Origin of the sequence: Streptomyces sp. NBC_01431 (assembly GCF_036231355.1) — a bacterium.
Classification (GTDB): domain Bacteria; phylum Actinomycetota; class Actinomycetes; order Streptomycetales; family Streptomycetaceae; genus Streptomyces.
The window spans coordinates 1,860,920-1,885,167 of the sequence record NZ_CP109496.1; the positions used below are offsets into that span (position 1 = coordinate 1,860,920).

Annotated in this window: 24 protein-coding genes; 12 read left to right on the forward strand and 12 right to left on the reverse strand. The window is 70.6% G+C overall.

The genetic code is table 11. The annotated features are described in order from the left end of the window. The first annotated feature begins 1 nt into the window (after position 1). Together OG522_RS08735 and OG522_RS08740 are read left to right on the forward strand one after the other, a co-directional pair. Complete coding sequence (locus OG522_RS08735; RefSeq protein WP_329462368.1) at positions 2-1,183, forward strand: sensor histidine kinase; 1,182 nt, start codon at positions 2-4, stop codon at positions 1,181-1,183. Then, a complete protein-coding gene (locus OG522_RS08740; protein WP_329462369.1) occupies positions 1,180-1,821 on the forward strand; it encodes a response regulator transcription factor in 642 nt (213 codons plus the stop codon). The genes OG522_RS08735 and OG522_RS08740 overlap by 4 nt, the downstream gene beginning before the upstream one ends. 302 nt (positions 1,822-2,123) lie before the next feature. Here OG522_RS08740 and OG522_RS08745 read toward each other — a convergent pair whose 3' ends face one another. Together OG522_RS08745 and OG522_RS08750 are read right to left on the reverse strand one after the other, a co-directional pair. Beyond that, positions 2,124-2,534: a universal stress protein gene (locus OG522_RS08745; protein ID WP_329462370.1), complete on the reverse strand. Its 411-nt coding sequence runs from the start codon at positions 2,532-2,534 to the stop codon at positions 2,124-2,126. Next, complete coding sequence (locus OG522_RS08750; protein ID WP_329462371.1) at positions 2,524-2,652, reverse strand: hypothetical protein; 129 nt, start codon at positions 2,650-2,652, stop codon at positions 2,524-2,526. The genes OG522_RS08745 and OG522_RS08750 overlap by 11 nt, the downstream gene beginning before the upstream one ends. Before the next feature lie 105 nt (positions 2,653-2,757). On the opposite strand from OG522_RS08750, the gene yczR reads away from it, so the two are divergent. Continuing rightward, positions 2,758-4,245, forward strand: a complete 1,488-nt coding sequence (gene yczR / locus OG522_RS08755) for a MocR-like transcription factor YczR (RefSeq protein ID WP_329462372.1) — start codon at positions 2,758-2,760, stop codon at positions 4,243-4,245. 401 nt (positions 4,246-4,646) lie between these two features. Here the strand turns inward: yczR and OG522_RS08760 are convergent, their stop codons facing one another. After that, on the reverse strand, positions 4,647-4,961 hold the full coding sequence (locus OG522_RS08760; protein ID WP_329462373.1) for a DUF5955 family protein: 315 nt from the start codon (positions 4,959-4,961) through the stop codon (positions 4,647-4,649). Between the two features lie 153 nt (positions 4,962-5,114). On the opposite strand from OG522_RS08760, the gene OG522_RS08765 reads away from it, so the two are divergent. From OG522_RS08765 to OG522_RS08780, 4 genes are all read left to right on the forward strand, one after another. Next, the gene (locus tag OG522_RS08765) at positions 5,115-5,729 is read left to right on the forward strand and encodes a nucleotidyltransferase family protein (RefSeq protein ID WP_443074678.1); all 615 of its coding nucleotides are present in this window, start codon (positions 5,115-5,117) and stop codon (positions 5,727-5,729) included. Between the two features lie 242 nt (positions 5,730-5,971). Then, a complete protein-coding gene (aceB, locus tag OG522_RS08770) occupies positions 5,972-7,591 on the forward strand; it encodes a malate synthase A (protein ID WP_329462375.1) in 1,620 nt (539 codons plus the stop codon). A 351-nt stretch (positions 7,592-7,942) separates the two neighbouring features. Further along, on the forward strand, positions 7,943-9,145 hold the full coding sequence (locus OG522_RS08775; protein WP_329462376.1) for an FAD-dependent monooxygenase: 1,203 nt from the start codon (positions 7,943-7,945) through the stop codon (positions 9,143-9,145). A gap of 245 nt (positions 9,146-9,390) precedes the next feature. Next, a complete protein-coding gene (locus tag OG522_RS08780) occupies positions 9,391-9,999 on the forward strand; it encodes a TIGR03086 family metal-binding protein (RefSeq protein WP_329462377.1) in 609 nt (202 codons plus the stop codon). Between the two features lie 284 nt (positions 10,000-10,283). On the opposite strand, the gene OG522_RS08785 is transcribed toward OG522_RS08780, so the two are convergent. Then, positions 10,284-11,123 carry a pentapeptide repeat-containing protein gene (locus tag OG522_RS08785; protein ID WP_329462378.1) on the reverse strand — a complete coding sequence of 280 codons (840 nt, stop codon included), beginning with the start codon at positions 11,121-11,123 and terminating at the stop codon, positions 10,284-10,286. A gap of 543 nt (positions 11,124-11,666) precedes the next feature. Between OG522_RS08785 and OG522_RS08790 the strand changes: the two genes are divergently transcribed. Continuing rightward, complete coding sequence (locus OG522_RS08790) at positions 11,667-12,533, forward strand: chitosanase (protein ID WP_329462379.1); 867 nt, start codon at positions 11,667-11,669, stop codon at positions 12,531-12,533. 167 nt (positions 12,534-12,700) lie between these two features. Next, entirely contained in the window at positions 12,701-13,123 is a 423-nt protein-coding gene (locus OG522_RS08795; RefSeq protein WP_329462380.1) for an excalibur calcium-binding domain-containing protein, read from the forward strand. Positions 13,124-13,290: 167 nt separating this feature from the next. Here the strand turns inward: OG522_RS08795 and OG522_RS08800 are convergent, their stop codons facing one another. The 8 genes from OG522_RS08800 to OG522_RS08835 all read right to left on the reverse strand — a co-directional run bounded on the left by OG522_RS08800 (position 13,291) and on the right by OG522_RS08835 (position 20,667). Beyond that, positions 13,291-14,700 carry a nucleobase:cation symporter-2 family protein gene (locus OG522_RS08800; RefSeq protein WP_329462381.1) on the reverse strand — a complete coding sequence of 470 codons (1,410 nt, stop codon included), beginning with the start codon at positions 14,698-14,700 and terminating at the stop codon, positions 13,291-13,293. A gap of 369 nt (positions 14,701-15,069) precedes the next feature. Further along, positions 15,070-16,461: an 8-oxoguanine deaminase gene (locus OG522_RS08805; RefSeq protein ID WP_329462382.1), complete on the reverse strand. Its 1,392-nt coding sequence runs from the start codon at positions 16,459-16,461 to the stop codon at positions 15,070-15,072. A gap of 51 nt (positions 16,462-16,512) precedes the next feature. Further along, on the reverse strand, positions 16,513-17,913 hold the full coding sequence (locus OG522_RS08810; protein WP_329462383.1) for a nucleobase:cation symporter-2 family protein: 1,401 nt from the start codon (positions 17,911-17,913) through the stop codon (positions 16,513-16,515). A 64-nt stretch (positions 17,914-17,977) separates the two neighbouring features. Next, complete coding sequence (gene pucL, locus OG522_RS08815; RefSeq protein ID WP_329462384.1) at positions 17,978-18,901, reverse strand: factor-independent urate hydroxylase; 924 nt, start codon at positions 18,899-18,901, stop codon at positions 17,978-17,980. A gap of 5 nt (positions 18,902-18,906) precedes the next feature. Beyond that, positions 18,907-19,305: a hydroxyisourate hydrolase gene (gene uraH / locus OG522_RS08820; protein ID WP_329462385.1), complete on the reverse strand. Its 399-nt coding sequence runs from the start codon at positions 19,303-19,305 to the stop codon at positions 18,907-18,909. Continuing rightward, positions 19,305-19,829, reverse strand: a complete 525-nt coding sequence (gene uraD / locus OG522_RS08825; RefSeq protein WP_329462386.1) for a 2-oxo-4-hydroxy-4-carboxy-5-ureidoimidazoline decarboxylase — start codon at positions 19,827-19,829, stop codon at positions 19,305-19,307. The genes uraH and uraD overlap by 1 nt, the downstream gene beginning before the upstream one ends. 167 nt (positions 19,830-19,996) lie before the next feature. Then, a complete protein-coding gene (locus tag OG522_RS08830; protein WP_443074679.1) occupies positions 19,997-20,419 on the reverse strand; it encodes a helix-turn-helix domain-containing protein in 423 nt (140 codons plus the stop codon). After that, complete coding sequence (locus OG522_RS08835) at positions 20,416-20,667, reverse strand: hypothetical protein (RefSeq protein ID WP_329462387.1); 252 nt, start codon at positions 20,665-20,667, stop codon at positions 20,416-20,418. Before OG522_RS08835 ends, OG522_RS08830 begins: the two co-directional genes overlap by 4 nt. Before the next feature lie 124 nt (positions 20,668-20,791). Between OG522_RS08835 and OG522_RS08840 the strand changes: the two genes are divergently transcribed. The 3 genes from OG522_RS08840 to OG522_RS08850 all read left to right on the forward strand — a co-directional run bounded on the left by OG522_RS08840 (position 20,792) and on the right by OG522_RS08850 (position 24,235). Continuing rightward, entirely contained in the window at positions 20,792-21,625 is an 834-nt protein-coding gene (locus OG522_RS08840) for a TIM barrel protein (RefSeq protein ID WP_329462388.1), read from the forward strand. Positions 21,626-21,675: 50 nt separating this feature from the next. Beyond that, on the forward strand, positions 21,676-22,566 hold the full coding sequence (locus OG522_RS08845) for a 2-hydroxy-3-oxopropionate reductase (protein ID WP_329462389.1): 891 nt from the start codon (positions 21,676-21,678) through the stop codon (positions 22,564-22,566). Positions 22,567-22,768: 202 nt separating this feature from the next. Beyond that, a complete protein-coding gene (locus OG522_RS08850) occupies positions 22,769-24,235 on the forward strand; it encodes a catalase (protein ID WP_329462390.1) in 1,467 nt (488 codons plus the stop codon). Positions 24,236-24,248: the final 13 nt, after the last annotated feature.

Genomic DNA, 24,248 nt, shown 5'->3' on the forward strand with positions numbered 1-24,248 from the left:
TATGGATTCCGCACGCCCCCACACCCCCGTCGCCGCTCTGCTGCGCCTGTGTCTGCACGCGCTGCTCGGCGGGCTGCTCGCGCTCGCCGCGGTGCGGGCCCTGAGCGAGGGGACACAGCACGCGACGGCCGTCGTGGTGGCGGTGGCCGTGATGGCGGCGGTGTACGCGGCGGGCGTGGCCGTCCCCGCGGTGCGGCCGCAGACCGCGGCGGCCGCCGTATGGCTCGCGGCGCTCGGCGCCTGTTGGCTCGCGCTGCTCGCCTTCTCCCCCGACGCGCTGTGGGCGGCCTTCCCGCTCTACTTCCTGCTGCTGCACCTGCTGGCGATGCGCTGGGCACTGCCGGCCGTCCTGGCCACGGCGGGCGCGGCCATCGCGAGTTTCCTGCTGCACGGACAGCAGGTCACGCCGGGCACGTTCATAGGGCCGCTGCTCGGCGCGGCGGTCGCCGTCGCGACGGTGCTGGGCTACGACGCGCTGTACCGGGAGAGCGAGCGGCGCCGCGAACTGATCGACGAGCTGGTCGCGACACGGGCCGAACTCGCGGACGCCGAGCGCGCGGCGGGCACCCTCGCCGAGCGCGAGCGGCTCGCCCGCGAGATCCACGACACGCTCGCCCAGGGCCTCTCCTCGATTCAGCTGCTGCTGCGCGCCGCGGAGCGCGCGCTGCCCGCCGACGACCCGGCTCGCGAACACGTCGAGCAGGCTCGCCGCGCCGCCCAGGACAACCTGGCCGAGGCCCGCCGGTTCGTCCGGGCCCTGACGCCCCCGGATCTGGAACACGGCTCGCTGTCGGGCGCGCTTGAGCGGCTGTGCGCGGCGACGCCGGGCCCCGCCGTGCAGTTCGGCGTGAGCGGCACGCCGGTAGAGCTGCCGACGCCGTACGAGGTGGCCCTGCTGCGCATCGCGCAGTCGGCGCTCGCCAACACCGTGCAGCACGCGGCCGCCGGGCGCGCGGAGATCACCCTCAGCTTCATGGACACCTCGGTGGCCCTGGATGTCGTGGACGACGGGCGCGGATTCGACCCGGCCGAGCGGCGACCGAAGGACACCAGTGGCTTCGGTCTTCCCGCGATGCGCTCGCGGGCCCAGTCGCTCGGCGGCACGCTGAGCGTGGAGACGGCACCGGGCCAGGGCACCGCCGTCGCGATCACGCTGCCGCTGCCCGTGGCGGGTGCCCGGTGAGCGCGGCGCCGATCCGGCTGCTGCTGGCCGACGACCACCCGATCGTGCGGGCCGGTCTGCGCGCGGTCCTCGACACCGAGCCCGGCTTCGCGGTGACCGGCGAGGCCGCCACCGCCGAGCGGGCGGTGGAGCTGGCCGCGTCCGGTGCCTACGACGTCGTGCTGATGGACCTCCAGTTCGGGTCCGGGATGCACGGCGCCGAGGCGACCGCCGCGATCACCGGGCGACCGGGCGCTCCGCGCGTCCTCGTCCTCACGACGTACGACACCGACGCGGACATCCTCGCCGCGGTCGAGGCGGGCGCGGCGGGCTACCTCCTCAAGGACGCCCCGCCGGAGGAGCTGGCGGCGGCGGTCCGCACCGCCGCCTCGGGGCAGTCGGCGCTCGCGCCCGCGGTGGCGCACCGGCTGATGGACCGGATGCGCACCCCCGCGGAGGCCCTGACCCGGCGCGAGCTGGAGGTGCTGCAACTGGTGGGGGACGGCCTGTCCAACCAGCAGATCAGCAAGCAACTGTTCCTCAGCCAGGCAACGGTCAAGTCCCATCTGGTCCATATTTACGCGAAGTTGGGCGTGGACTCGCGCACCTCGGCGGTCGCGGCGGCGAGCGCACGCCGCCTGATCCGCCAGCCGGGCTGAGCGCGTGCACCCGCACGGCGGGCCGGACTGAACGCGTCCGCTCGCGCGGTGGGCCGGACTGAGCCCGTCCACTCGCACGGCGGGCCGGGCTGAACGCGTCTACCCGCGCGGTGGGCCGGACTGAGCACATGCACCCGCACGGCGGGCCGGACTGAGTACGTCCACTCGCACGGTGGGGGGGCCGCGACCGCCCCTGTTCGGCCCGGCCCCCGGCTCTCGTCACCCTTGCAGCGCGCAGTCCTCGGCATCGGCGTGCCGCAGGGCGCGCAGTGTGCGCTTCGGCAGGCGGGGCGCCGGAACCATCAGGACGGCGCACCATGCGCGCCGGTGCAGGTGGCGGCGTACCGGAGCCCGGCGCGCCCGCGCGCGCCGACGACCAGCAGATCCTGCGGCCGGTCCGCCACCGTGCACAGCACCGGCCCCGCCTTGCCGAGCAGGACCAGCTTCCGCACCGCGATGTCCTTCGGGGATCCGCCGAGTGCCTCCTGCACAGCCCTGTCGAGCAGGTCGCGCGCTCGGCCCTCGTGGTAAGCGGCCCAGGCGGCGTCGGGGTTGCGCGCGTACAGCGCCTCCCCTTCCGGCGGCTCCCACGCGGTCACCGCCACCAGCACGCGGCCGCCCGCGCGGGCATCGTCCACCGCCGCCCGCAGCGCGGCCAGGCTGCCCAACGAGCCGCCGACCCCCACCACCACGCGCCCCCGGTCACTTCGCACGCTCCTTGCGCTGCCGCAGCCCGCGCAGCCAGACCAACGCGATTCCCCTCGGCCGCTCCTCGTGGCGCCGCTGCAACTCCCGCTCGAACCGGTCCGTGACTGCCACATCGCGTTCCATGACAACTCACCCTTCTCGGCCACATCGTCCAGGCCAATATGCTGACGGAACCCGATTCTGTAGGCTGATTGGACTGGAAAGCATGGCCAATTCACGGAGGTTGGTATGGCAGGCGTGCGAGTGGTCCGGTCCGTGGACACCGGGAGCGGCACCGCGAGGACGCTCGGCAGTCGCCAGCTCGCCGCCCACGTCACCGCCCTCGCCGGCCCGCACCCCGGCTACCGCGCCCTCGCCCAGGGTGTGCGCACGCTGCTGCTGGACGGCCGGATCCCGCTGCACACACGGCTGCCCGCCGAGCGCGAGCTCGCCACCGCCCTGGCCGTCAGCCGGGCCACCATCACGGCCGCGTACGACCTCCTGCGCGAGGGCGGCTATGCGCTCAGCCGCCGGGGCTCCGGAACCTGGACCGCGCTTCCCGAAGGCGAGACACCGGCCAATGTGGCCCGCTACCAGGCCGCCGACGGAGTCATCGACCTGGCGATGGCCGCGCCGAGCGCCCCGGCCGCCGAACTGGCCGCCGCGTTCGAACTCGCCGGTCCCGAACTGGCCTGCCACGCGGCCTCCAACGGGTACCACCCGCTCGGTCTGCCGGAGCTGCGCGCCGCGGTCGCCGAGCGCTACACCCGGCGCGGCCTGCCCACCCTGCCCGAGCAGATCCTGATCACCACCGGCGCCCAGTCCGCGGTGTCCCTCGTGGTCGGCCTCCTCGGCAGGCCCGGCGACCGGGCGCTGGTCGAGAGCCCCTCGTATCCCAACGCCCTCGACGCGGTGCGCCACGCGGGGCTGCGGATCACCCCGGTGCCGGTCACGGAGGACGGCTGGGACATCGAGCTCCTCGAATGCACCCTGCGCCAGACCGCTCCCCGGCTCGCCTATCTCATCCCGGACTTCCAGAACCCGACCGGCGCCCTGATGAGCACCGAGCAGCGGACCCGGCTGCTGCGCGCGGCGCGGGCGACCGGCACCTGGCTGCTCATCGACGAGACGATGGCCGAGATGACGCTGTCGGCGCCCGCGCCGGCACCGTTCGCCTCGCTGGCCCACCAGGGCGAGTCGGAGCAGATCATCACGGTCGGCTCGCTGAGCAAGACCCACTGGGGCGGGCTGCGCACCGGCTGGGTGCGGGCGGGCTCCCGGCTCATCAACGAACTGGCCGCGCTGCGCATCCACGTGGACCTGGCGCCCTCGCTCCTCGACCAGGTGCTCGCCAAGACGCTGCTGCCGGGCATGGACGACGTGCTGCGCGAGCGGCTGCCTCGGCTGCGCGAGCGGCGCGACGCGCTGGCCGCGTCCCTGGCCCGCCATCTGCCCGAATGGCGATGGCAGTTGCCGTCCGGCGGGCTCTCGCTGTGGGTCGATCTCGGCCGCCCGGTCGCGGGCGCGCTGGCCCAGGCGGCGCCGGCCCACGGCGTGAACATCCAGCCGGGTTCCCGCTTCGCCGCCGACGCGGGCACCCACGAACACCGGCTGCGGATCCCGTTCGTACACGACCCGGAAACCGCGGAGGAGGCGGTCCGCCGACTGGCCGCGACCCTGGACGCGGGGTTGCCCGCGTTCGCCGGCGAGCAGAACCGTCCGCACTGGGTGGCGTGAAGGGGCGGCGCCCCCGGCCCGCGCCGTCGGCGGGCCGCCTCAAGGCCCGTGCCGTGGACCCGGCCCCGGCCTTCCGCACTGGCGTGCATGAAGGCGTATTGGGCGCCCGGCCCGCGCCCGTGACGGGCCGCCTCAAGGCCCCGCGTCATGGGGCCGGCCCCGGCCTTCCGCGCCGACGGCCCGCACCGCGTCTCCCAGCCGCTCGGGCCCCGTCGGGGCTGGAGCACTGCGCCGAGGGTCGTATGGGGGTTTGCCCTCGGAGGGCGGGGTACGCGGGCGGGCCGTGTGCGATCTGTACCGGGTGCGGGAGTTACTACCGACCCGGCGACCTGCCGGGCCTGCGCCAGAAGCCGGAGCTCCCGCCCGGCGAATCACCGGACCTGGGCCGGAAACCAGACTTCCTACCTGCCAGGCGGCTCACCGAATAACTCGACCGCTTTCCGTACGTCCGTGACCGCGCCCGCCAGCGCGCTGACCGAGCCGATCGAGCCCGCGATCAGCAGCAGCGACCGGCGCAGCCGCGGAACCTCCGGAACACCACTGATGGCCATCGCGGCCAGCGCCGCCAACTCGTCCTCGGCGACGGCCCGATCGGGGAACTCCGCCGGATGACCGGCCAGCTCCCGGCGCAGCCGGGCGACAGCCGTCCGCAGCTCGCTCACCCTAGGGTCCTCACCGCTGCCTGCCACGGGCCTCTGCTCCACGCCTCGCAACAAAAGTCCTCCCCCACGCACGTCCTTGTGCAGGTGTCCAAAACCCGTACAGCAAAGGTCAACTGCCGGGATGCGCGGGCCAGTTAACGCCATCCGGTGTGCCGTGCGCCACTGCGCGGACGGAATTCGGCAGAAGCGTTGGATATATCTGGGGCCATGACGCGACCAATGACAAACGAGGCCCCTGTGACAGGACTGCTGCTAGCGGCGGGCGGTGGCAGACGCCTCGGCGGCCGCCCGAAGGCGCTGCTCCTGCACCGCGGCCGCCCACTCGTAGAGCACGCGGCCCGGGTGCTGCGCGAGGGTGGCTGCGATCAGGTGTACGTGGTCCTCGGCGCGGCGGCCGACGAGGTACGGGTCCGGGCCGACCTGCCGGGCTGCGTACTGGTCGACAATCCGGACTGGGCCGAGGGCATGGGGTCCTCGCTACGGGCGGGGCTGGACGCGCTCGCCACGGCCGAGGGGCGGCCGAGCGCGGCCCTGGTCTGCCTGGTCGACCAGCCGGGCATCGGCGCCGAGGCCGTGGCGCGGGTGCTCGCCGCCCACCGTTCGGGCGATGCGCTGGTGGCGGCCTCGTACGACGGGAAGCGGGGGCATCCGGTGCTTTTCGGGGCGGACCGCTGGGCCGACATCGCGGCCGGCGCGACGGGTGACCGGGGGGCCCGCGCCTATCTGAAGGCTCACGAGATGGAGGTCACTCTGGTCGAGTGCGGGGATGTGGCCGACCCGTACGACATCGACACCGAGGCGGACCTGGCTCGGCTGGAGTAGACAGGGAGGGGTGGAAACGTGGAGTGAACGGGGTGGCACCCAGCGCCATGGTCTGTCGACCCGGAGAATCTCGACATCAACAAACCATTGAACTTCCACCATGAGGAAACTAGTATCCACTGTTCAGAAGCGCCCGATAGATCAGACGGCGCCCACAGTCGTATCTCGGAGCCCTGGCACTGAGTGCCAGTCTTGGCGACCCGGCGGCCGTCAGGGCACCGCCCGCGAAGGAGTGACAGCTCATGTCCGCACCAGCGCCGTCCCCGCTGGCCATCGTCGATGCCGAGCCCCTGCCCCGGCAGGATGAGGTACTCACCGACGCGGCTCTCGCCTTCGTGGCCGAGTTGCACCGGAACTTCACGGCCCGCCGTGACGAGCTGCTCACCCGCCGCAAGGACCGTCGCGCCGAGATCGCCCGCACCTCCACGCTGGACTTCCGCCCCGAGACCGCCGAGATCCGCGCCGCCGACTGGAAGGTCGCGCCGGCCCCGGCCGCACTGAACGACCGCCGCGTGGAGATCACCGGTCCGACCGACCGCAAGATGACCATCAACGCGCTGAACTCGGGCGCGAAGGTCTGGCTCGCCGACTTCGAGGACGCCTCGGCTCCCACCTGGGAGAACGTCGTCCTGGGCCAGCTCAACCTGACCGACGCGTACGAGCGCCGCATCGACTTCACCGACCCGAAGTCGGGCAAGTCGTACGCCCTGAAGGACGCCGCCGAGCTCGCGACCGTCGTGATGCGCCCGCGCGGCTGGCACCTGGAGGAGCGCCACCTCCAGTTCGACGGCCGCCCGGTGCCCGGCGCGCTGGTGGACTTCGGCCTGTACTTCTTCCACAACGCGCAGCGCCTGATCGACCTCGGCAAGGGCCCGTACTTCTACCTCCCGAAGACGGAGTCGTACCTTGAGGCGCGCCTGTGGAACGACATCTTCGTCTTCGCGCAGGACTACGTCGGCATCCCGCAGGGCACGGTCCGCGCGACGGTCCTGATCGAGACGATCACGGCGGCGTACGAGATGGAGGAGATCCTTTACGAGCTCCGCGACCACGCCGCGGGGCTGAACGCGGGCCGCTGGGACTACCTCTTCTCGATCGTCAAGAACTTCCGCGACGGCGGCGAGAAGTTCGTCCTCCCGGACCGCAACGCGGTCACGATGACGGCGCCCTTCATGCGGGCGTACACCGAACTCCTGGTCCGCACCTGCCACAAGCGCGGCGCGCACGCGATCGGCGGCATGGCGGCGTTCATCCCGTCCCGCAGGGACGCCGAGGTCAACAAGGTCGCCTTCGAGAAGGTCAAGGCCGACAAGGACCGCGAGGCCGGCGACGGCTTCGACGGCTCCTGGGTGGCCCACCCCGACCTGGTGCCGATCGCGATGGCGTCGTTCGACGCGGTGCTCGGCGACAAGCCGAACCAGAAGGACCGGCTGCGCGAGGACGTCTCCGTCGCCCCCGGCGACCTGATCGCCATCGACTCCCTCGACGCCAAGCCCACCTACCAGGGCCTGGTCAGCGCGGTCCAGGTCGGCATCCGCTACATCGAGGCGTGGCTGCGGGGTCTGGGCGCGGTCGCCATCTTCAACCTGATGGAGGACGCGGCCACCGCGGAGATCTCGCGCTCGCAGATCTGGCAGTGGATCAACGCGGGTGTCGTCTTCGAGAACGGCGAGACGGCCACCGCGGAGCTCGCCCGCAAGGTCGCGGCGCAGGAACTGGCCGCGATCCGCGCGGAGATCGGCGAGGAGGCCTTCGCGGCAGGCAAGTGGCAGCAGGCCCACGACCTCCTCCTGAAGGTCTCCCTGGACACGGACTACGCCGACTTCCTGACCCTCCCGGCCTACGAACAACTCGTAGGCTGACCCGCCCCCCTGACAAGCCCCCATCGCCCCGCCCCCGGTTCCGCACAGCACCGGGGGCGGGGTTGTTTTCAAACTCTGCCGACGATGCACCCCGTCACCAGAACCACCCGCTTCAGGAAGCGCCGCACGATGGCGCGCCGCCCGGGGAGATTCCGGGGGCCCGGTGACGCGACGCCGGGCGCGGACGGGTTCGGCGTTGGGCAGGGCGCCCATGCCCGCCCCCGAGCTCACGCGCTCGGTGATCCTGCCGGTCACGACCAAGCGGTCGTGGTTGCTGCGACAATCCGCCGGGGGCGTCCGTCGGGTCTGTGCCCGGCACCCCGTCTGACGAGGACTGCGAGGACACTGGGCATGCGTGGAGGGCGAGTTGCCGTCGTGGGCGGGAGCGTCGCGGGGTGTGCCGCGGCACTCGCCGCGCACCGCGGTGGTGCCGAGGAGATCACGGTGTACGAGCGGGCCGCGGGGCAGTTGGCCGACCGCGGCGTGGGGCTCGCGATGCACAACGACCGGTACGGGGAACTGGAGGCGGCCGGCTATGTGGACGCCGGGATGCCGTGGATACAGCTCAGCAGGCGATGCTGGTACGTGCGCGACGGCTCGGCCCCACTGGGTCGTCAGGTCGGCGTGCTGCCGTTCCCGTTCCGCACGTACAACTGGGGACCACTCTGGCGCGAACTGCGGGGCCGGGTACCGAAGTCGGTGGACTTCCGAGCGGGTACGGCGATCGAGGATCTCCAAGTAGTCGCCGACGAAGTGGAGTTGAGCACGTCCGAGGGGAGTTCCGAACGCTTCGACTTCGTCGTGGGCGCCGACGGCTACCGCTCGGTGGTCCGCACGGCCGCCTACGCCGACGTGCGGCCGCGGTACGCGGGCTACCTCGCCTGGCGCGGCGCCTTCCCCGCCGAACGGCTTCCCGATCCCGGGCGGTGGCCCGTGGAGGACTGCGTGTACGCCGTCTTCCCGGGCGGCCACGCGATCATCTACCGCATACCGGACGGCCGGGGCGGTCAGCGCGTCAACTGGGTTCTCTACACGGCACCGCCCCCGGACCACGGGCTGCCCCTCGACTCCCCCACCAGCCTGCCGCCCGGCACCCTCTCCGACGCGCTGCGCGGGGTCGCCATCGAAGTGGCCGACACTCAACTCCCGCCGTACTGGGGCCAGTTGATGCACCTGACCGCGCCCGAGGACACCTTCATCCAGCCCATGTACGACTTCACCGCACCGCGGTACGCGGCCGGGCGGCTCGCACTGACCGGGGACGCGGCCACGGTGGCCCGGCCGCACACCGGCGGGGGCGCGGTGAAGGCGCTCCAGGACGCGACCGCCCTGCAGACCGCGCTGGCGTCGGCGACGGACTGGCCCGAGGCGCTGGCCGCCTATGACGCCGTACGGTCCCCGGTCGGCCGCAGCATGGTCGACCTCGGTCGCCGCCTCGGGCTCGGGCTCGTACAGGAGACCCCCGACTGGTCCGCGATGGACCAGCCCGGTCTGGAGAAGTGGTGGCAACAGGCGGACGGATCCGGCGCGTTCGGCGGCCGCCGGCTGGCGTGACCCTCACGCTCGGGGGACGGCTACCGCCGGCTGGCCGAGAAGTCGCCCCGCCTCCCGTCCGGCACCGTGGCGCGGATCTTCACGCCGTGGCGGGTGCCGGGCGGATCGGTGGCGGTGAAACCGGTGGCGGTGAAGGGGTACGAGGTCAGGGATTGGACGAGCGCGCACGGCGGTGTCCGCGGGGCCGGGGGAATTCGGCCTCCCACCGAGCGATGAGTTTTCCGCTGCCGCGCCGTCTCCCCTGTATGAGCAGCGACACGAATTCCCATGCCTCCCTTCCCGACCTCAGTGCGGCGGCGGGCGAAGTGACTCGTCTCCTCGAAGGCGTCCGCGATGATCAGCTGGATGCCCCGACGCCGTGCCCCAAGTACCCGGTACGTGACCTCATCTCCCACGTCTGGGGGCTCAGTGGCGCCTTCCAGGACACGGCGCGCAAGGACTTCGGCCCCTCGACCAGCACTCCTCCCGGCAGCGTTCCGCCACCCGAGCTGCCCGCCGACTGGCGCGACACGCTGCCCGCCCGCCTGGCCGCGATGGCCGAGGCCTGGCGGGACCCGGCGGCCTGGGAGGGCGACACCCGGGCGGGCGGTGTCACCCTCCCGGCGGCGGTCATGGGCCGGGTCGGCCTCGACGAGCTGGTCGTCCACGGCTGGGACCTGGCGAAGGCCACCGGCCAGGCCTACCGGCCCGCGCAGTGCGACCTGGAGGAGTCCTATGCGCTCCTCGCGCCGTCGCAGAACGACCCGAGCGCGCGCAGCGAGGCCTTCGGCCCGGCCATCGCCGTACCTGAGGGGGCGCCGCTCCTCGACCGCGTGATCGGAATGAGCGGGCGGGACCCGGCCTGGACGCCGTAGTTGCCTGGGCCACCCGACCACGTGATCGGAACGAGCGGGCGGGACCCGGCCCGGACGCCGTAGTCGCCTGGGCCACCCCACCACGCGATCGGAATGAGCGGGCGGAACCCGACCCGGACATCGTGTTCCCGAGGCCACCCCACCACGTCCGGCATCACCGGGCGGGACGGCCTGACCCCACCCCCCAAGACCACCCACGCTCATGATCGGCGTCAGCGGGCGGGACCCGGCCCGGGTGGCCCGGCCCGGGTGGCCCGGCCTGGGTGCCCTCGTTTCTGGGCTCGCTACCAGTGCGCGGGGCGCGTCAGCGACGGTGGGATCTTTGTCGTCGCGTCGCCCTTCGCGGCGTTCAGCTGGGCCTGGGTGAGGAAGAACGCCTCGGTCAGATCGGCGCCGGACAGCCGCGCGTCGCGGAAGTCGGCGCCGATGAGATCAGCGCCGCGCAGATCCGCGCCGCGCAGGTCTGCGGCGATCAAGAACGCCCCGCGCAGGTTGGCACCGCGCAGGTCTACGCCCTTCAGCTGCGCGCCCATCAGGTCGGCGCCGCGACGGTCCTTTTTCTTGCCCTTGAAGTCGGCTCTGGCCAGCTCGCTCGCCTTCAGGAGAAGCTGGTTTACCTTGCCGCGGTGGGCGGCCACGTCCAGGTCCCGCAGGGCCTCGGGGGCCAGGTCCGTGAACGCCTCGGTCTCCTCAAGGGCGGCGCGCAGCTCCGCGTGGACGGGCCGCGCCTTCGGCAGCGCGAGCGCCTCGGTGACGTACCAGAGGAGCTCGTGCAGCTGCCGCATCACGGGGAAGACCTCGAACATCGGGGCGGCGGCGCCCGGCTCGGCGCGCCAGTCGCGGCCCTCGAAGGTCTGCTGGGAGACCTTCTGTCCGGCGCCGAAGCAGTCGTACACGGTGCAGCCCCGAAACCCGCTCTGGCGCAGGTCCCGGTGGATTCCGCAGCGGAAGTCCTGCTGGAGGTTGGGGCAGGGCTTCCCGGCGGGCTTGTTGATCGCGAAGTCCGCGGAGGCGGAGTAGGCCAGCGCCACGCAGCACAGGCCGAAGCAGTTGCCGCAGTCCGACACGAGGGCGAGGCGGGTGGCCCCCGGAGAGGGGACGGCTGCGCCGGGGTTCTCGGACAACGTGCGGGGCTCCTCTGACGTGCGGGGACGACAGCCGTCCAGTTTAGAGGTGTGCGGGCCGCCGGGCCCCATCGTAGGCGGCCCGCGCACCGGTGATCGCGCTCAGGACGCGGCGACCCACCCCTCCCCCAGCGGGTTGATCCGGTCCGGCATCGCCCTCGAAGGCGAACAGCAAGCCGGCCATCGTGCAGGCGCCGGGCCGTGGCCGGACAGGCCATTCCCGCCGGACAGGTCGTTCGGGCCGTTCCGGTCGGGGCCCGTGCAGGCCGAGGGTCCGAAGTGCCCCGTCCTGCCCCCGTACACCCCGCCCGACCAGGTCCGGACGGACCGGTCACAGGTCCGGTTGACGGCGGTTCGTTGCGCCGGTCTGGGCGGGAAAGCAACTCCCCGTCCCGTACGACGCGTTCAGTACGGGAACGGCTCCACTTGGCTCCCCGCTTCCTCAACTTCCTTGTGCCGCAGGGGTGTACGGGTCCTCCAGGGCAATGGTAGGAAAGTTTCCTAACAGAACACCGGAGCGACGAACTCCTCTTGGAGGTCCAGGTGCACACCCCCCACCGAAAGACCACCGCACGTCGTACCAAGCTCGCCGTAGGGGCCCTGCTCGGCACCGCGCTCCTCGCGGTTCCGGTCACGGCGTACGCCGCCGAGAACCCGGCCACCGCGACAGCGGACAATGCGACGGTGATCAATGCCGCCGCGACCGGGCTCGACGACCCGGCGAAGAAGGAAATAGCCATGCAGCTCGTCTCCAGCGCGGAGAACTCCTCGCTGGACTGGAAGGCGCAGTACAAGTACATCGAGGACATCAAGGACGGGCGCGGCTACACCGCCGGGATCATCGGGTTCTGTTCCGGAACCGGTGACATGCTCGACCTGGTCAAGCTCTACACGGCCCGCAACCCCGGCAACGTCCTCGCGAAGTACCTGCCGGCCCTGGAGAAGGTCAACGGGACCGACTCACACAAGGGCCTGGACCCGAACTTCACCAAGGACTGGAAGACCGCGGCCTCGGAGACGGCCTTCAAGGACGCCCAGAACGACGAGCGGGACCGGGTGTACTTCGACCCGGCCGTCAAGCAGGGCAAGTCCGACGGGGTCGGCACGCTCGGGCAGTTCATCTACTACGACGCCATCGTGATGCACGGCGACGGAAGCGACCCGACCAGCTTCAGCTCCATCCGCAAGAGGGCCCTCGCCAAGGCCAAGCCCCCGGCGCAGGGCGGAAACGAGACGACGTACCTCAACGCCTTCCTGGACGCCCGGGTCTGGGCGATGAAGCAGGAGGAGGCGCACAGCGACACCAGCCGCGTCGACACCGAGCAGCGGGTCTTCCTGAAGAAGGGGAACCTGAACCTGAACACGCCGCTCGACTGGAAGGTGTACGGCGACCCGTACCACATCGGCTGACGCCCACCGCGAAGGCGGCTACGGCAGCGCACTGCTGCCGTAGCCGCCTTCAAGTGCGTTCCGGGACGGCCGAGTTGCTCAATTCAGCTTTACGGACCCTTTGCGAGTCGTATTCTCTTCTTCACCAGATCATCACAGGCGTCTGATCGTCGGAGAGAGCCAGCCGCATGCGCATATCCAGCCTCGCCGTCCGCACCCTGCTCGTCTCCGGCGTGCTCGGCGCGCTCGCCCTCACCACGACCGGCTGTCAGAGCGACGAACCCGCCAAGCCGAAGGCGCCGGTGGCCAGCACCCCGGCCTCCTCCCCCTCCGCCACCACGTCGCCCTCGATCGGCGCGACACCGAGCCCGAGCGCCACGCCGACCTCGCCTCCCCCCGCTTCGAAGGTCCCGGCGAAGCCGAAGCCGACGGAACCCAGCCTTCCGCCCCTGATGGACGACGGCGGAAGCGGCAAGGGCGGTGGCGACAGCGTCTACTACAAGAACTGCGCCGCCGCCCGTGCGGCCGGTGTGGCTCCCCTTCACCGCGGCGACCCCGGCTACGACTCCCATCTGGACCGCGACGGCGACGGCATCGCCTGCGAGCGCTGAGCGCTCCGCTGGAAGCGCGGTCAGGCGGGCTGTCGGCCGAGGGGCGCCCACTCGAACCGAGTCGAGGGCTTGGCGAAGCTGGTCGCGCGGCTGCCCGTGCCCCTTACGGGGCGCGGGTACCGCATCGGCTTTCCCGGCTCGGTCAGAGCAAGGCGACCGCGGCTCGGTCAGTGCACGGCGACCGCCGTTTCGGCCGTGACGAGGGCCTCCCCCTCGGGCTCGGCGCGGTTGTGACCGAAGTGGTTGAAGGCCAGGTTCAGGACGATGGCCACCACGCAGCCCGTGGAGATCCCGGAGTCGAGGACGACAAGGAGCTTGTCCGGGAAGGCGTGGTAGAAGTCCGGCTTGGCGATGGGGATGATGCCGATGCCGACCGAGGCGGCCACGATCAGCGCGTTCTCGCCCTTCTCCAGGGCCGCACTCGCCAGCGTCTGGATGCCGCTGGCGGCCACCGAGCCGAACAGCACGATGCCCGCGCCGCCGAGCACCGGCAGCGGTACGAGGGAGATCACGGAGGCCGCGACCGGACTCAGGCCGAGCAGGATCAGGATGCCGCCACCGGTGGCGACGACGAAGCGGCTGCGCACCTTCGTCATCGCGACCAGGCCGATGTTCTGGGCGAAGGCGCTGGCCATGAAGCCGTTGAAGAGGGTGCTGAGCACCGAGCCGAGGGTGTCGGCGCGCAGGCCGCCCGCGATGGTGTCCTGGTCGGCCGGTCGCTCCACGATCTTGCCGAGCGCCAGCATGTCGGCGGTGGACTCGGTCATGCAGACCAGCATCACGATGCACATCGAGACGATGGCGGCGATGTCGAACTGCGGGGCGCCGAAGTGGAACGGCGTCGGAAAGCCGACGACGTCCGCGTTCTTGATGGCACCCAGGCTGGTCTTGCCCATCGGGATCGCGATGAGGGAACCGGCCACCAGGCCGAGCAGGATCGCGATCTGCTGCATGAAGCCGCGCAGGAGTTTGCGCAGTACGAGCACGATGAGCAGGGTGATCCCGGCGAGAGCCAGGTTGGAGAGCGAACCGTAGTCGGAGGCCGTGGCGTTGCCGCCGGACGACCAGTTGAAGGCCACCGGGAGCAGCGAGACGCCGATCAGGGTGATCACGGTGCCGGTGACGACCGGCGGGAAGAAGCGGACGAGCTTGCCGAAGTAGGGGGCGGCTATGAAGCCGAGCAGTCCGGCGACGATGACCGCGCCGAAGATGACGGGGATCGCGTTCGCCCCGTGCTCCTTGCCGATGGCGATCATCGGGGTGACCCCGGCGAACGAAACACCGTTCACGAAGGGCAACTTGGCGCCGATCTTCCAGATCCCGAGGGTCTGGAGAAGGGTGGCGAGGCCCGCGGTGAACAGGCTCGCGGCGACCAGAAAAGCGGTCTCCTTGGCGTCGAGTCCCACGGCGGGGCCGACGATCATGGGCGGGGCCACCACGCCCGCGTACATCGCGGCGACGTGCTGGAGGCCGCTGGTGAACATCTTCAGCGGGGGGAGCGTTTCATCGACCGGATGCTTCTCGGCGGTCTGGTCGGGGCTGACTGCGGCAGTGCGAACCCTGGGCTGTGCGGCCACGGCGGTTCCTCCGGTCGGTTTACACGTCGGCGGTGGACGCGGGTGTCATGGAGGTGGTGCGTTGTGGTGCGTTGTGGTGCGTTGAGCAGCTGGAACAGCTGGTGCGGAGCAGTGCGAACAGCGCGGCTCACGCTGTTTCGTACGGTCGGCGCGTTCGGGGCGGGTGATCCCGGACGGCGCGGGGCGGCGTGGGTGAACGCCTGATGGTGCGTCAACTATTGTTCTCAACAAGAAAATTGGACGGATCACCGGTCCGGGGGGTGCGTACGTCCTTGTAGTACGCACCCCCCGGTCCAGCTGCCGCGGACCCCGCTCGGGTCCACGGCGACCGGCCGAGGGCCGTCCCCCTCGGCCGGACTCCTGGGGAGGTCAGGCCTGCGCGGCGATCCGGGCGAGGCGCTGGGCCTCTTCGCGGGTCGCCACCGCGATGGCGTCCTCGTCCACCGTGGTGAGGCGGCTGTTCTCGACGATCTGCCTGCCGTTCACGAACGAGGCCGTGACCGGGGCCGCCGCGCCGAAGACCAGCGCGGTCACCGGGTCGGCGATGGAGGCGTGGGCGAGCGTGTCCATCTTCCACAGCACGAAGTCGGCGAGCTTGCCCGCCTCAAGGGAGCCGATCTGGTCGGCGCGGCCGAGCACCTGGGCGCCGCCGTAGGTGCCAAGGCGCAGGGCCTGGCGGGCGTTGAGCGCGCGCTCGCGGTGCTGGGCGTTGAGGCGGTTGATGAGCAGCGCGTTGCGCAGCTCGGTGTGCAGCTCCCCCGACTCGTTGGACGCCGTACCGTCGACGCCGAGGCCGACCGGGACGCCGGCCGCCAGCATGTCCGGGACGCGGGCGATGCCCGCGGCCAGGCGCGCGTTGGAGGACGGGCAGTGGGCGACGCCGGTGCCGGTGCGGGCGAAGGCGGCGATGTCGGAGTCGTTCATGTGGACGCAGTGCGCCATCCACACGTCGCGGCCGAGCCAGCCGGTCGACTCGAAGTAGTCGGTGGGGCCCATGCCGAACAGCTCCTTGCAGAACTGCTCCTCCTCCACGGTCTCCGAGCCGTGGGTGTGCAGCCGTACGCCCTTGGCGCGGGCCAACTCGGCGCCCTGCTTCATGAGTTCGGTGGAGACCGAGAACGGCGAGCAGGGGGCGACGGCGACCTGGGTCATCGAGTCGAAGGAGGCGTCGTGGAAGCGGTCCACGGTCTCGGCCGTCGCGGCGAGCGCGCCGTCGAGGCTCTCGACCGCGAAGTCCGGCGGCAGGCCGCCGTCCTTCTCACTGCGGTCCATGGAGCCGCGGGCCAGTGTGAAGCGCACGCCCATCTCGGAGGCGGCACCGATGATCGCGCCGGACAGGTCGCCCGCGTTCCGGGGGTAGACGTAGTGGTGGTCCATCGCGGTGGTGACACCACCGCGTGCCATCATCGCGAGCGAGCCCTGGGCCGCGACGCGCCCCATCTGCTCGTCGATGCGCGCCCACGTCGGGTAGAGCGCGACCAGCCAGTTGAAGAGGTTGTGGTCGGTGGCCAGACCACGCGTGATCCACTGGTAGAAGTGGTGGTGCGTGTTGATCAGGCCGGGGGTGACCAGGTGGCCGGTGCCGTCGATGCGGCGGACCACGCCCGGAAGGCCCTTCGGGGCCTGACCGGCTCCGATCGACTCGATCTTGTTGTCGGCGACGACCAGGTAGCCGGAGGCGTACTCGGTGTCATTCGCGTCCACGGTTGCGATCGCACAGTTCTCGATGACGATGCGCTGGGGAGCTGCCGAAGGTGCCATGGTGCTTCCTTCCTTACTCTGCGGCGGTTGTGACTGGGGCACGGCAGGACCCTACGAGGATTTGAGTGCCGGGGCGGCGACGGTGCTCCGGGTGCCGAGATGGTGGAAGAAAAGGTTCAGCAGGACCGCGGCGAGCGCTCCCGCGCTGATGCCGGACCCGAGCACGGTCTGCGCCCAGGCGGGGAATCCGGCGTAGAAGGTGGGTGCCGCGAGGGGCACGATGCCCGCTCCGAGCGCCACTGCCACCAGGATGATGTTGGAGCTGTCGTCGAGCCCGGCCTCGGAGAGGGTGCGGATACCGCTGACCGCGATCGAGCCGAACAGGACGATGCCGGCGCCGCCGAGGACGGGCATCGGCACCGTGGAGACGACCGCGCCGAGCACCGGGAAGGCGCCGAGCACGAGCAGAGCGGCGCCCGCGACCGCGACAACGTACCTGCTGCGGACGCGAGTCAGTGAGACCACGCCCACGTTCTGGGCGAACGCGCTGGTCGGGAAGCCGCCGAAGACGGGGCCGAGCAGCGTCGCGATGCCGTCGGTGCGCAGGCCGCGGGCGATGGTGCGTCCGTCGGTGCGGCGCTCGCAGATCTCGCCGATCGCCAGCATTCCGGCGCTGGACTCGGTCATCAGGACCAGCATCACGATGCACAGGGACAGGATGGCCGCGGGCTGGAACTCGGGGGCGCCGAAGGAGAACGGTGTGGGCAGCGCCGCCACCGGCGCGGACCTCAGGGCGGAGAAGTCGGCCATCCCGAAGGGGATCGCGGCGAGCGTTCCGATCAACAGACCGAGCAGCAGGGCGACTTGATGCAGGAAGCCGCGGGCGAAGCGCTGGAAGAGCAGGATCACGGCGAGCGTGAAGGCGGCGAGCGCCAGGTTCTTCATGGATCCGAAGTCGGCGGCGTTCTTGTCGCCGCCCTGGGCCCAGGAGACCGGCACGGGCATGAGCGTGACGCCGATGAGCGTGATCACGACACCGGTCACCAGCGGCGGGAAGAAACGCAGCAGCCGGCCGAAGAAGGGGCCGACCAGGAGGCAGAAGACTCCGGCGACCATCACCGCGCCGTAGATGGCGGGGAGTTGGTGGCCCCTGGCGCTGGTTTCGGCGATCGCGAGCATGGGCGCGATGCCGGCCGAGGAGGCGGCATTCACGAACGGGAGCCGGTTGCCCGCGAAGTTCGCGATGCCGAGGGTCTGCAGGACGGTGGCGAGCCCGGCGATGAGCAGGCTTGCCGCGATCAGCCGGGTCTGTCCCGCGGTGTCCAGGCCGACGGCCTGGCCGATGATGAGCGGAGGGGTGACGACGCCCGCGTACATGGCGGCGATGTGCTGGAGCGCGGCGGGGACGAGCCGCGCGGCCGGAAGCTTTTCGTCCACCGGGTGCACGGCACCTTCAGGTGGGGTGGGACAGGGGCCGTCGGCTGGTGCCGGCCCCATTGCGGGCTGTGCCATGGGATTTCCCTCCGGTCTGGCCGGCCCCCGCCCGACGGCGGGCGGGGGACGGCTCAGTGCCGCGTCAGAGGTTGGTCATGTCGACCGGGATCTGCGGCTCGACGCCGTCGCGCAGGACGGTCGCCTCGATGAGCCCGTACGGACGGTCCGCCGCGAAGTAGACCTCGTTGTCGTTCTTGAGCCCGAACGGTTCGAGGTCCACCAGGAAGTGGTGCTTGTTCGGCAGCGAGAAGCGAACCTCGTCGATCTCGGACCGGCTGTTGATGATGCGCGAACCCATCTGGTACAGGGTCTGCTGGAGCGAGAGCGAGTACGTCTCGGCGAAGGCCTGGAGCATGTGCTTGCGCACCTGCTCGTAGGACTTCTCCCAGTTGGGCGCCTTCTGCTCGTCGTCGGTCCAGTTGAACCGCCAGCGGGCCGAGACCTGGGTCGCCAGGATGCGGTCGTAGGCCTCCTGGAGCGTCGTGTACTTGTCCTTGACGTAGCCCCAGAACTCGGAGTTCGTCGAGTTCATCACGACCAGGTCCTTGAGGCCGGAGATGACCTCCCACTTCTCACCGTCGTAGGTGATCTGGGTGACCCGGGTCTCCTGGCCCTTGCGGACGAAGGAGTGCTTGACCTCGTCCGAGCCGATGAACTTCGAGTTGGCGTCGGAGGTCTCGATGCGCTCCCACGAGTACTCCTCGATGCGGATCCGCGCGATCTTGATCGGCTCCTGCGAGGTCACGAAGTGCCGCGCGAGGTGGATGCCGAACTGCTCGGCGGACTCGATGCCGTACTCCTTGGCGAACGCGTACACCGTGTTCTTGGTGGTGTCGGTCGGCAGGCAGTTGGCGTTCGAGCCGGAGTAGTGCACGTCCGCCATGTCGCCGGACAGGGCGACGGAGACGTTGAGGTCCTTGATGTGGTGCGTGTCGCCGTCCCGCGTGATCTTGACGACGCGGTTCTCTGCTTTGCCGTACTGGTTCTGGCCGAGAATCGTGGGCATGTCTGCTAGCTCCCTCGGTAAACGGAGTAGCCGAACGGGTTGAGCAGCAGCGGTACGTGATAGTGCTCGCCCGGCTTGACGGCGAAAGTGATCGCCACCTCCGGGAAGAACGCACCGCTGTCCCTTACGCGGGGGGCGTCCTGCTGCGCCTCGGCTTGCTTCTTGTCGTTCTTGCTGAAGTACCCCTCGACCTCGAAGTCGAGTCGTACGTGGGTGGTGCCTTCCGGCAGGGCCGGCAGGTCCTTGCAGCGGCCGTCCGCGTCGGTCGCGGAGCCGCCGAGCGCGATCCACTCGGCGTCGGAGCCCGAGCGGGCCGCGAGCGAGATGGCGACGCCTTCGGCGGGGCGTCCGATGCTGGTGTCCAGGATGTGCGTGGACACCGAGGCGGTGGTCGCGGTGCTCATCAGTCCTTGTCCCCTTCTTCTGCTGTTTCTACGAGACGGGTCAGCCGGATTCGGTTGATCTTCCCGAGTTCGGTGCGCACGATCTCGCGCTCCTCCTCGGCGGTGTTGCCGATCCGGGTCTTCACGGCGTCGCGCATCTGCTCACCGGTGGCGCCGGTGGCGCAGATCAGGAAGACATGGCCGAACTTCTCCTGGTAGGCCAGGTTCAGTTCGAGCAGCTCGGCCTTGAGGGCCTCGGAGGCCCCGGCCATGCCGCGCTGTTCGCGGGCGGACGTGGGGTCGCCGGGCTTCGGCCGACCGATCGGCGGGTGCCCGGCCATCGCCTCTTCGAGGTCCTGCACGGTCAGCTCGGCCAGAGCGGCGTCACTGGCTGTGAAGAGATCCTCTGCGGTGGCGTACGGGCGCCGGGCGAGCAGTTTGCTCCCCCACGCCGAACTGGCGCACACCTCGTGGAGTGCGGCCAGAGCCGCACTGTCCTGGGAGGTGTTGAACCGGGTGAGGCCCGGTGTCGGAGTCGAAGTCACGGCGGCCTCCGTGGCCTTGGTGCTGAACGGGCTGCGGCTAGCTAACGCCCTCCGAAACATCCCGTCAACACTTTGTTGAAAACTTGGGGTTACAAAAACCGCCGCCCGGTGTCCGGACGGCGGCTCGTCGCGCGAAGGGTGCCTGAGCGGGCACCGAGGGTGCTCGTTCAGTCGCCCTTGGGGCCGTTTCCCCTGTTCAGATCCCTGTTCAGGTAGTTGTACACGGTGAAGCGGCTGACCCCGAGCGCGGCGGCGACCGTCTCCACACCGTGTCGCACCGAGAACGCGCCGCGCGCCTCCAGAGTCCGGACGACCGACTGCTTGGCCTTGCGGTCCAGGCCCGCGAGCGGCATGCCGTACCGGCGCTCCATGGCGGCCAGGATGTGATCGAGGGAGTCGGACAGCTGCGGGAGGCGCACCGCCACCACGTCCTCACCCTCCCAGGCGAGCACCACGTCGTCGGGGTCGGCGTGTCCGGGGGCCAATATCTCGGCACCCATGGCATCGACCAGCGGCTTGACCGCCTGGATCAGAGGGTGGTCCGCGGGCTCGGTCGCCCGCGTAAAGGACTGGTCCGCCGATTCGGTCACTTCTCACCCTCCCCGATCACATTGACCTGGAGCGAGACGCGGGTCGCGCCCGCCGCCAGGGCCTTGCGCAGCAGCGCGTCCACGGCGGTCAGCACGTCGTCGGCACCGCCTTCCGCGGTGTTGCCGAACGGACCGACGTCCACGGCGTCCAGCTGGGCCGCCTGGATGACGTCGCGGGCGACCACGGCATGCGGGGGCGCCTCGTCCAGGTCGAAGGGCTCGGTCGTGAACTCCACTCTCAATCGCACGGGCTCAACCTACTGCGCGGCCGACGAAATCCGGGAGGCCCACTTGACAAGCCCGCCGGTCCCACTGCAACCTTCCATCAAGCAGAAAATAACTTCCGCGATACGGAAGGAGCGCACACCCCTCATGGGATACACGGACCAGCGCTTCGATGTGAACCTCTCGATCCTCTTCACGGAACTCCCGCTCCTGGAGCGCCCCGCGGCCGCCGCCGCGGCGGGCTTCACGGCGGTCGAGCTGTGGTGGCCCTGGATCGAAACCCCCACCCCCGAGCAGGCCGAGCTCGACGCCCTGAAAAAGGCGCTCGATGACGCCGGCACCCAGCTCGTGGGCCTGAACTTCTACACCGGCGCGCTGCCCGGCCCGGACCGCGGCGCCCTTTCGGTACCCGGCGAGGAGTCGGACCGCTTCCGCGCCAACATCGAGGTGGCGGCCGACTTCGCCGCCTCGGTGGGCTGCAAGGCGCTCAACGCGCTGTACGGCAACCGCGTCGAGGGCGCAGACCCGCAGGTGCAGGACACCCTCGCCCTGGAGAACCTCGTCCTGGCGGCCCGCGCGGCCGACCGGGTCGGCGCGATCCTCCTGGTCGAGACCCTCAACAAGCCGGAGTCGCCGCTCTACCCGCTGGTGAGCGCGCCCTCCGCCATCGAGGTCATCGACAAGGTGAACGCGGCGACAGGCCTTGGCAACGCCAAGTTCCTGCTCGACATCTACCACCTGTCGATGAACGGCGAGAACGTCCGCGAGGTCATCGAGGCGTACGCGGACAAGACCGGCCACGTGCAGATCGCCGACAACCCGGGCCGCGGCGCGCCGGGCACCGGCTCGCTGCCGCTGGAGGAGCTGCTCGACCAGCTCAAGAAGGCGGGCTACGCCGGCTGGGTCGGCCTGGAGTACAAGGCCCCCGACGCCGCCGCCTCCTTCGATTGGCTCCCCGCCGAGGCCCGCGCGGCGAGCTGACCGCGCACCCGAACTTCTTGACGTACCACCGCAGTTAGAGAGGCACCCTCATGAGCAACCTCCCCAAGATCGCATGGGTCGGCCTCGGAATCATGGGCTCCCCCATGTCCGAGAACCTGATCAAGGCCGGCTACTCGGTCACCGGGTTCACCCTGGAGCAGGACAAGCTGGACCGCCTCGCGGCGGCCGGCGGCACCGTGGCGGGCTCGATCGCCGAGGCGGTCAAGGACGCCGACGTCATCATCACGATGGTCCCGGCATCCCCGCAGGTGGAGGCCATCTCGTACGGTGAGGCCGGCATCCTGGCCAACGCCGGGCGGGGCGCGCTGATCATCGACATGTCGTCGATCACCCCGCAGACCTCGGTCGACCTCGCGAAGAACGCCGCCGAGAAGGGCATCCGCGTTCTGGACGCCCCCGTCTCCGGCGGCGAGGCCGGCGCGATCGAGGCCGTCCTGTCGATCATGGTGGGTGGCGAGCAGGCCGACTTCGACGAGGCGCTGCCGATCCTTCAGGCCCTCGGCAAGACCATCGTCCTGTGCGGCCCGCACGGCTCCGGCCAGACGGTGAAGGCCGCCAACCAGCTCATCGTCGCGGTCAACATCCAGGCCTGCGCCGAGGCGGTCGTCTTCCTGGAGAAGTCGGGCGTGAACCTGACGGCCGCCCTGGACGTCCTGAACGGCGGCCTGGCCGGCTCCACGGTCCTGACCCGCAAGAAGGACAACTTCCTGAACCGCGACTTCAAGCCCGGCTTCCGGATCGACCTGCACCACAAGGACATGGGCATCGTCACCGACGCCGCCCGCAACGTGGGCGCGGCCCTTCCGGTCGGCGCGGTCGTCGCCCAGCTGGTCGCCTCGCTGCGCGCCCAGGGCGACGGCGGTCTGGACCACTCCGCCCTGCTGCGCGCCGTCGAGCGCCTCTCGGGCTCGCAGGTCTGACCCGCTGAAACACCCCTTTGGGGGTCCCCAGATTTCCGGTCGGCGGCGGCGCTGACACCTGTCCTGTCGCGCCCAGGCGTCGCCGCCGTCCGGAAGCTCACTCCATCATTTTCAACAAACTGTTGACGTTCCGTTCCAGGCCTCCTTACGCTCCAGGAACCGCCGAACAGTCAGCGGTGCAGCTCCAGTACGGAAGGTCACGATGTCGAAGCGCGTGCTTACGACCGAGTCCGGCGCCCCCGTCGCCGACAACCAGAACTCCGCCACCGCCGGCGTCGGTGGCCCCATCCTGCTCCAGGACCAGCACCTCCTTGAGAAGCTCGCGCGCTTCAACCGTGAGCGCATCCCGGAGCGCGTGGTGCACGCCCGCGGCTCCGGCGCGTACGGCTACTTCGAGGTGACGGATGACGTCACCGGCTTCACGAAGGCCAACTTCCTCGGCGAGGTGGGCAAGCGGACCGAGACGTTCATCCGCTTCTCCACCGTGGCCGACTCGCTCGGCGGCGCGGACGCGGTGCGCGACCCGCGCGGCTTCGCCCTGAAGTTCTACACCGAAGAGGGCAACTACGACCTCGTCGGCAACAACACCCCGGTGTTCTTCATCAAGGACCCGATCAAGTTCCCCGACTTCATCCACTCCCAGAAGCGCGACCCCTTCACGGGCAAGCAGGAGCCGGACAACGTCTGGGACTTCTGGGCGCACGCCCCCGAGGCCACCCACCAGATCACCTGGCTCATGGGCGACCGCGGCATCCCGGCCTCGTACCGTCACATGAACGGCTACGGCTCGCACACCTACCAGTGGACGAACGCGCAGGGCGAGGCCTTCTTCGTCAAGTACCACTTCAAGACCAACCAGGGCATCCGCTCGCTCTCCGCCGAGCAGGCTGCCGAGACGGTCGGCAAGGACGCCAACAGCCACCAGACGGACCTGCTCCAGGCCATCGAGCGCGGCGTGAACCCGTCCTGGACGCTGTACGTCCAGATCATGCCCGCCGCCGAGGCCGCGGACTACCGCTTCAACCCGTTCGACCTCACCAAGGTGTGGCCGCACAGCGACTACCCGCTGCAGCGCGTGGGCCGTCTGGTCCTGGACCGCAACCCCGACAACGTCTTCGCCGAGGTCGAGCAGGCCGCCTTCTCCCCGAACAACTTCGTTCCGGGCATCGGCCCCTCGCCCGACAAGATGCTCCAGGGCCGCCTGTTCGCCTACGCCGACGCGCACCGCTACCGCCTGGGCGTCAACCACACCCAGCTCCCGGTCAACGCACCGAAGGCTGTTTCTGGGGGGAGTGCCGACAACTACGGCCGCGACGGGCTGATGGCGACCCGCAACGGCCGCCGTACCGACAAGAACTACGAGCCCAACTCGTACGCGGGTCCCGCCCAGACCGACGCGGCCCTGTCGGCCCCGCTCGCGATCCACGGCTACACGGGCACGCACGCCGCCCCGGCCCACGTGAAGGACGACGACTTCTTCCAGGCGGGCGAGCTCTACCGCCTGATGTCGGACGACGAGAAGGCCCGTCTCATCGCGAACATCGCCGGCGGCCTCTCGCAGGTCACCCGCGACGACGTCATCGAGAAGAACCTGGCCCACTTCCACGCCGCCGACGCCGACTACGGCAAGCGCGTCGAGGAGGCCGTCCGCGCCCTGCGCGAGGACTAGCGGCCGGTTCAAC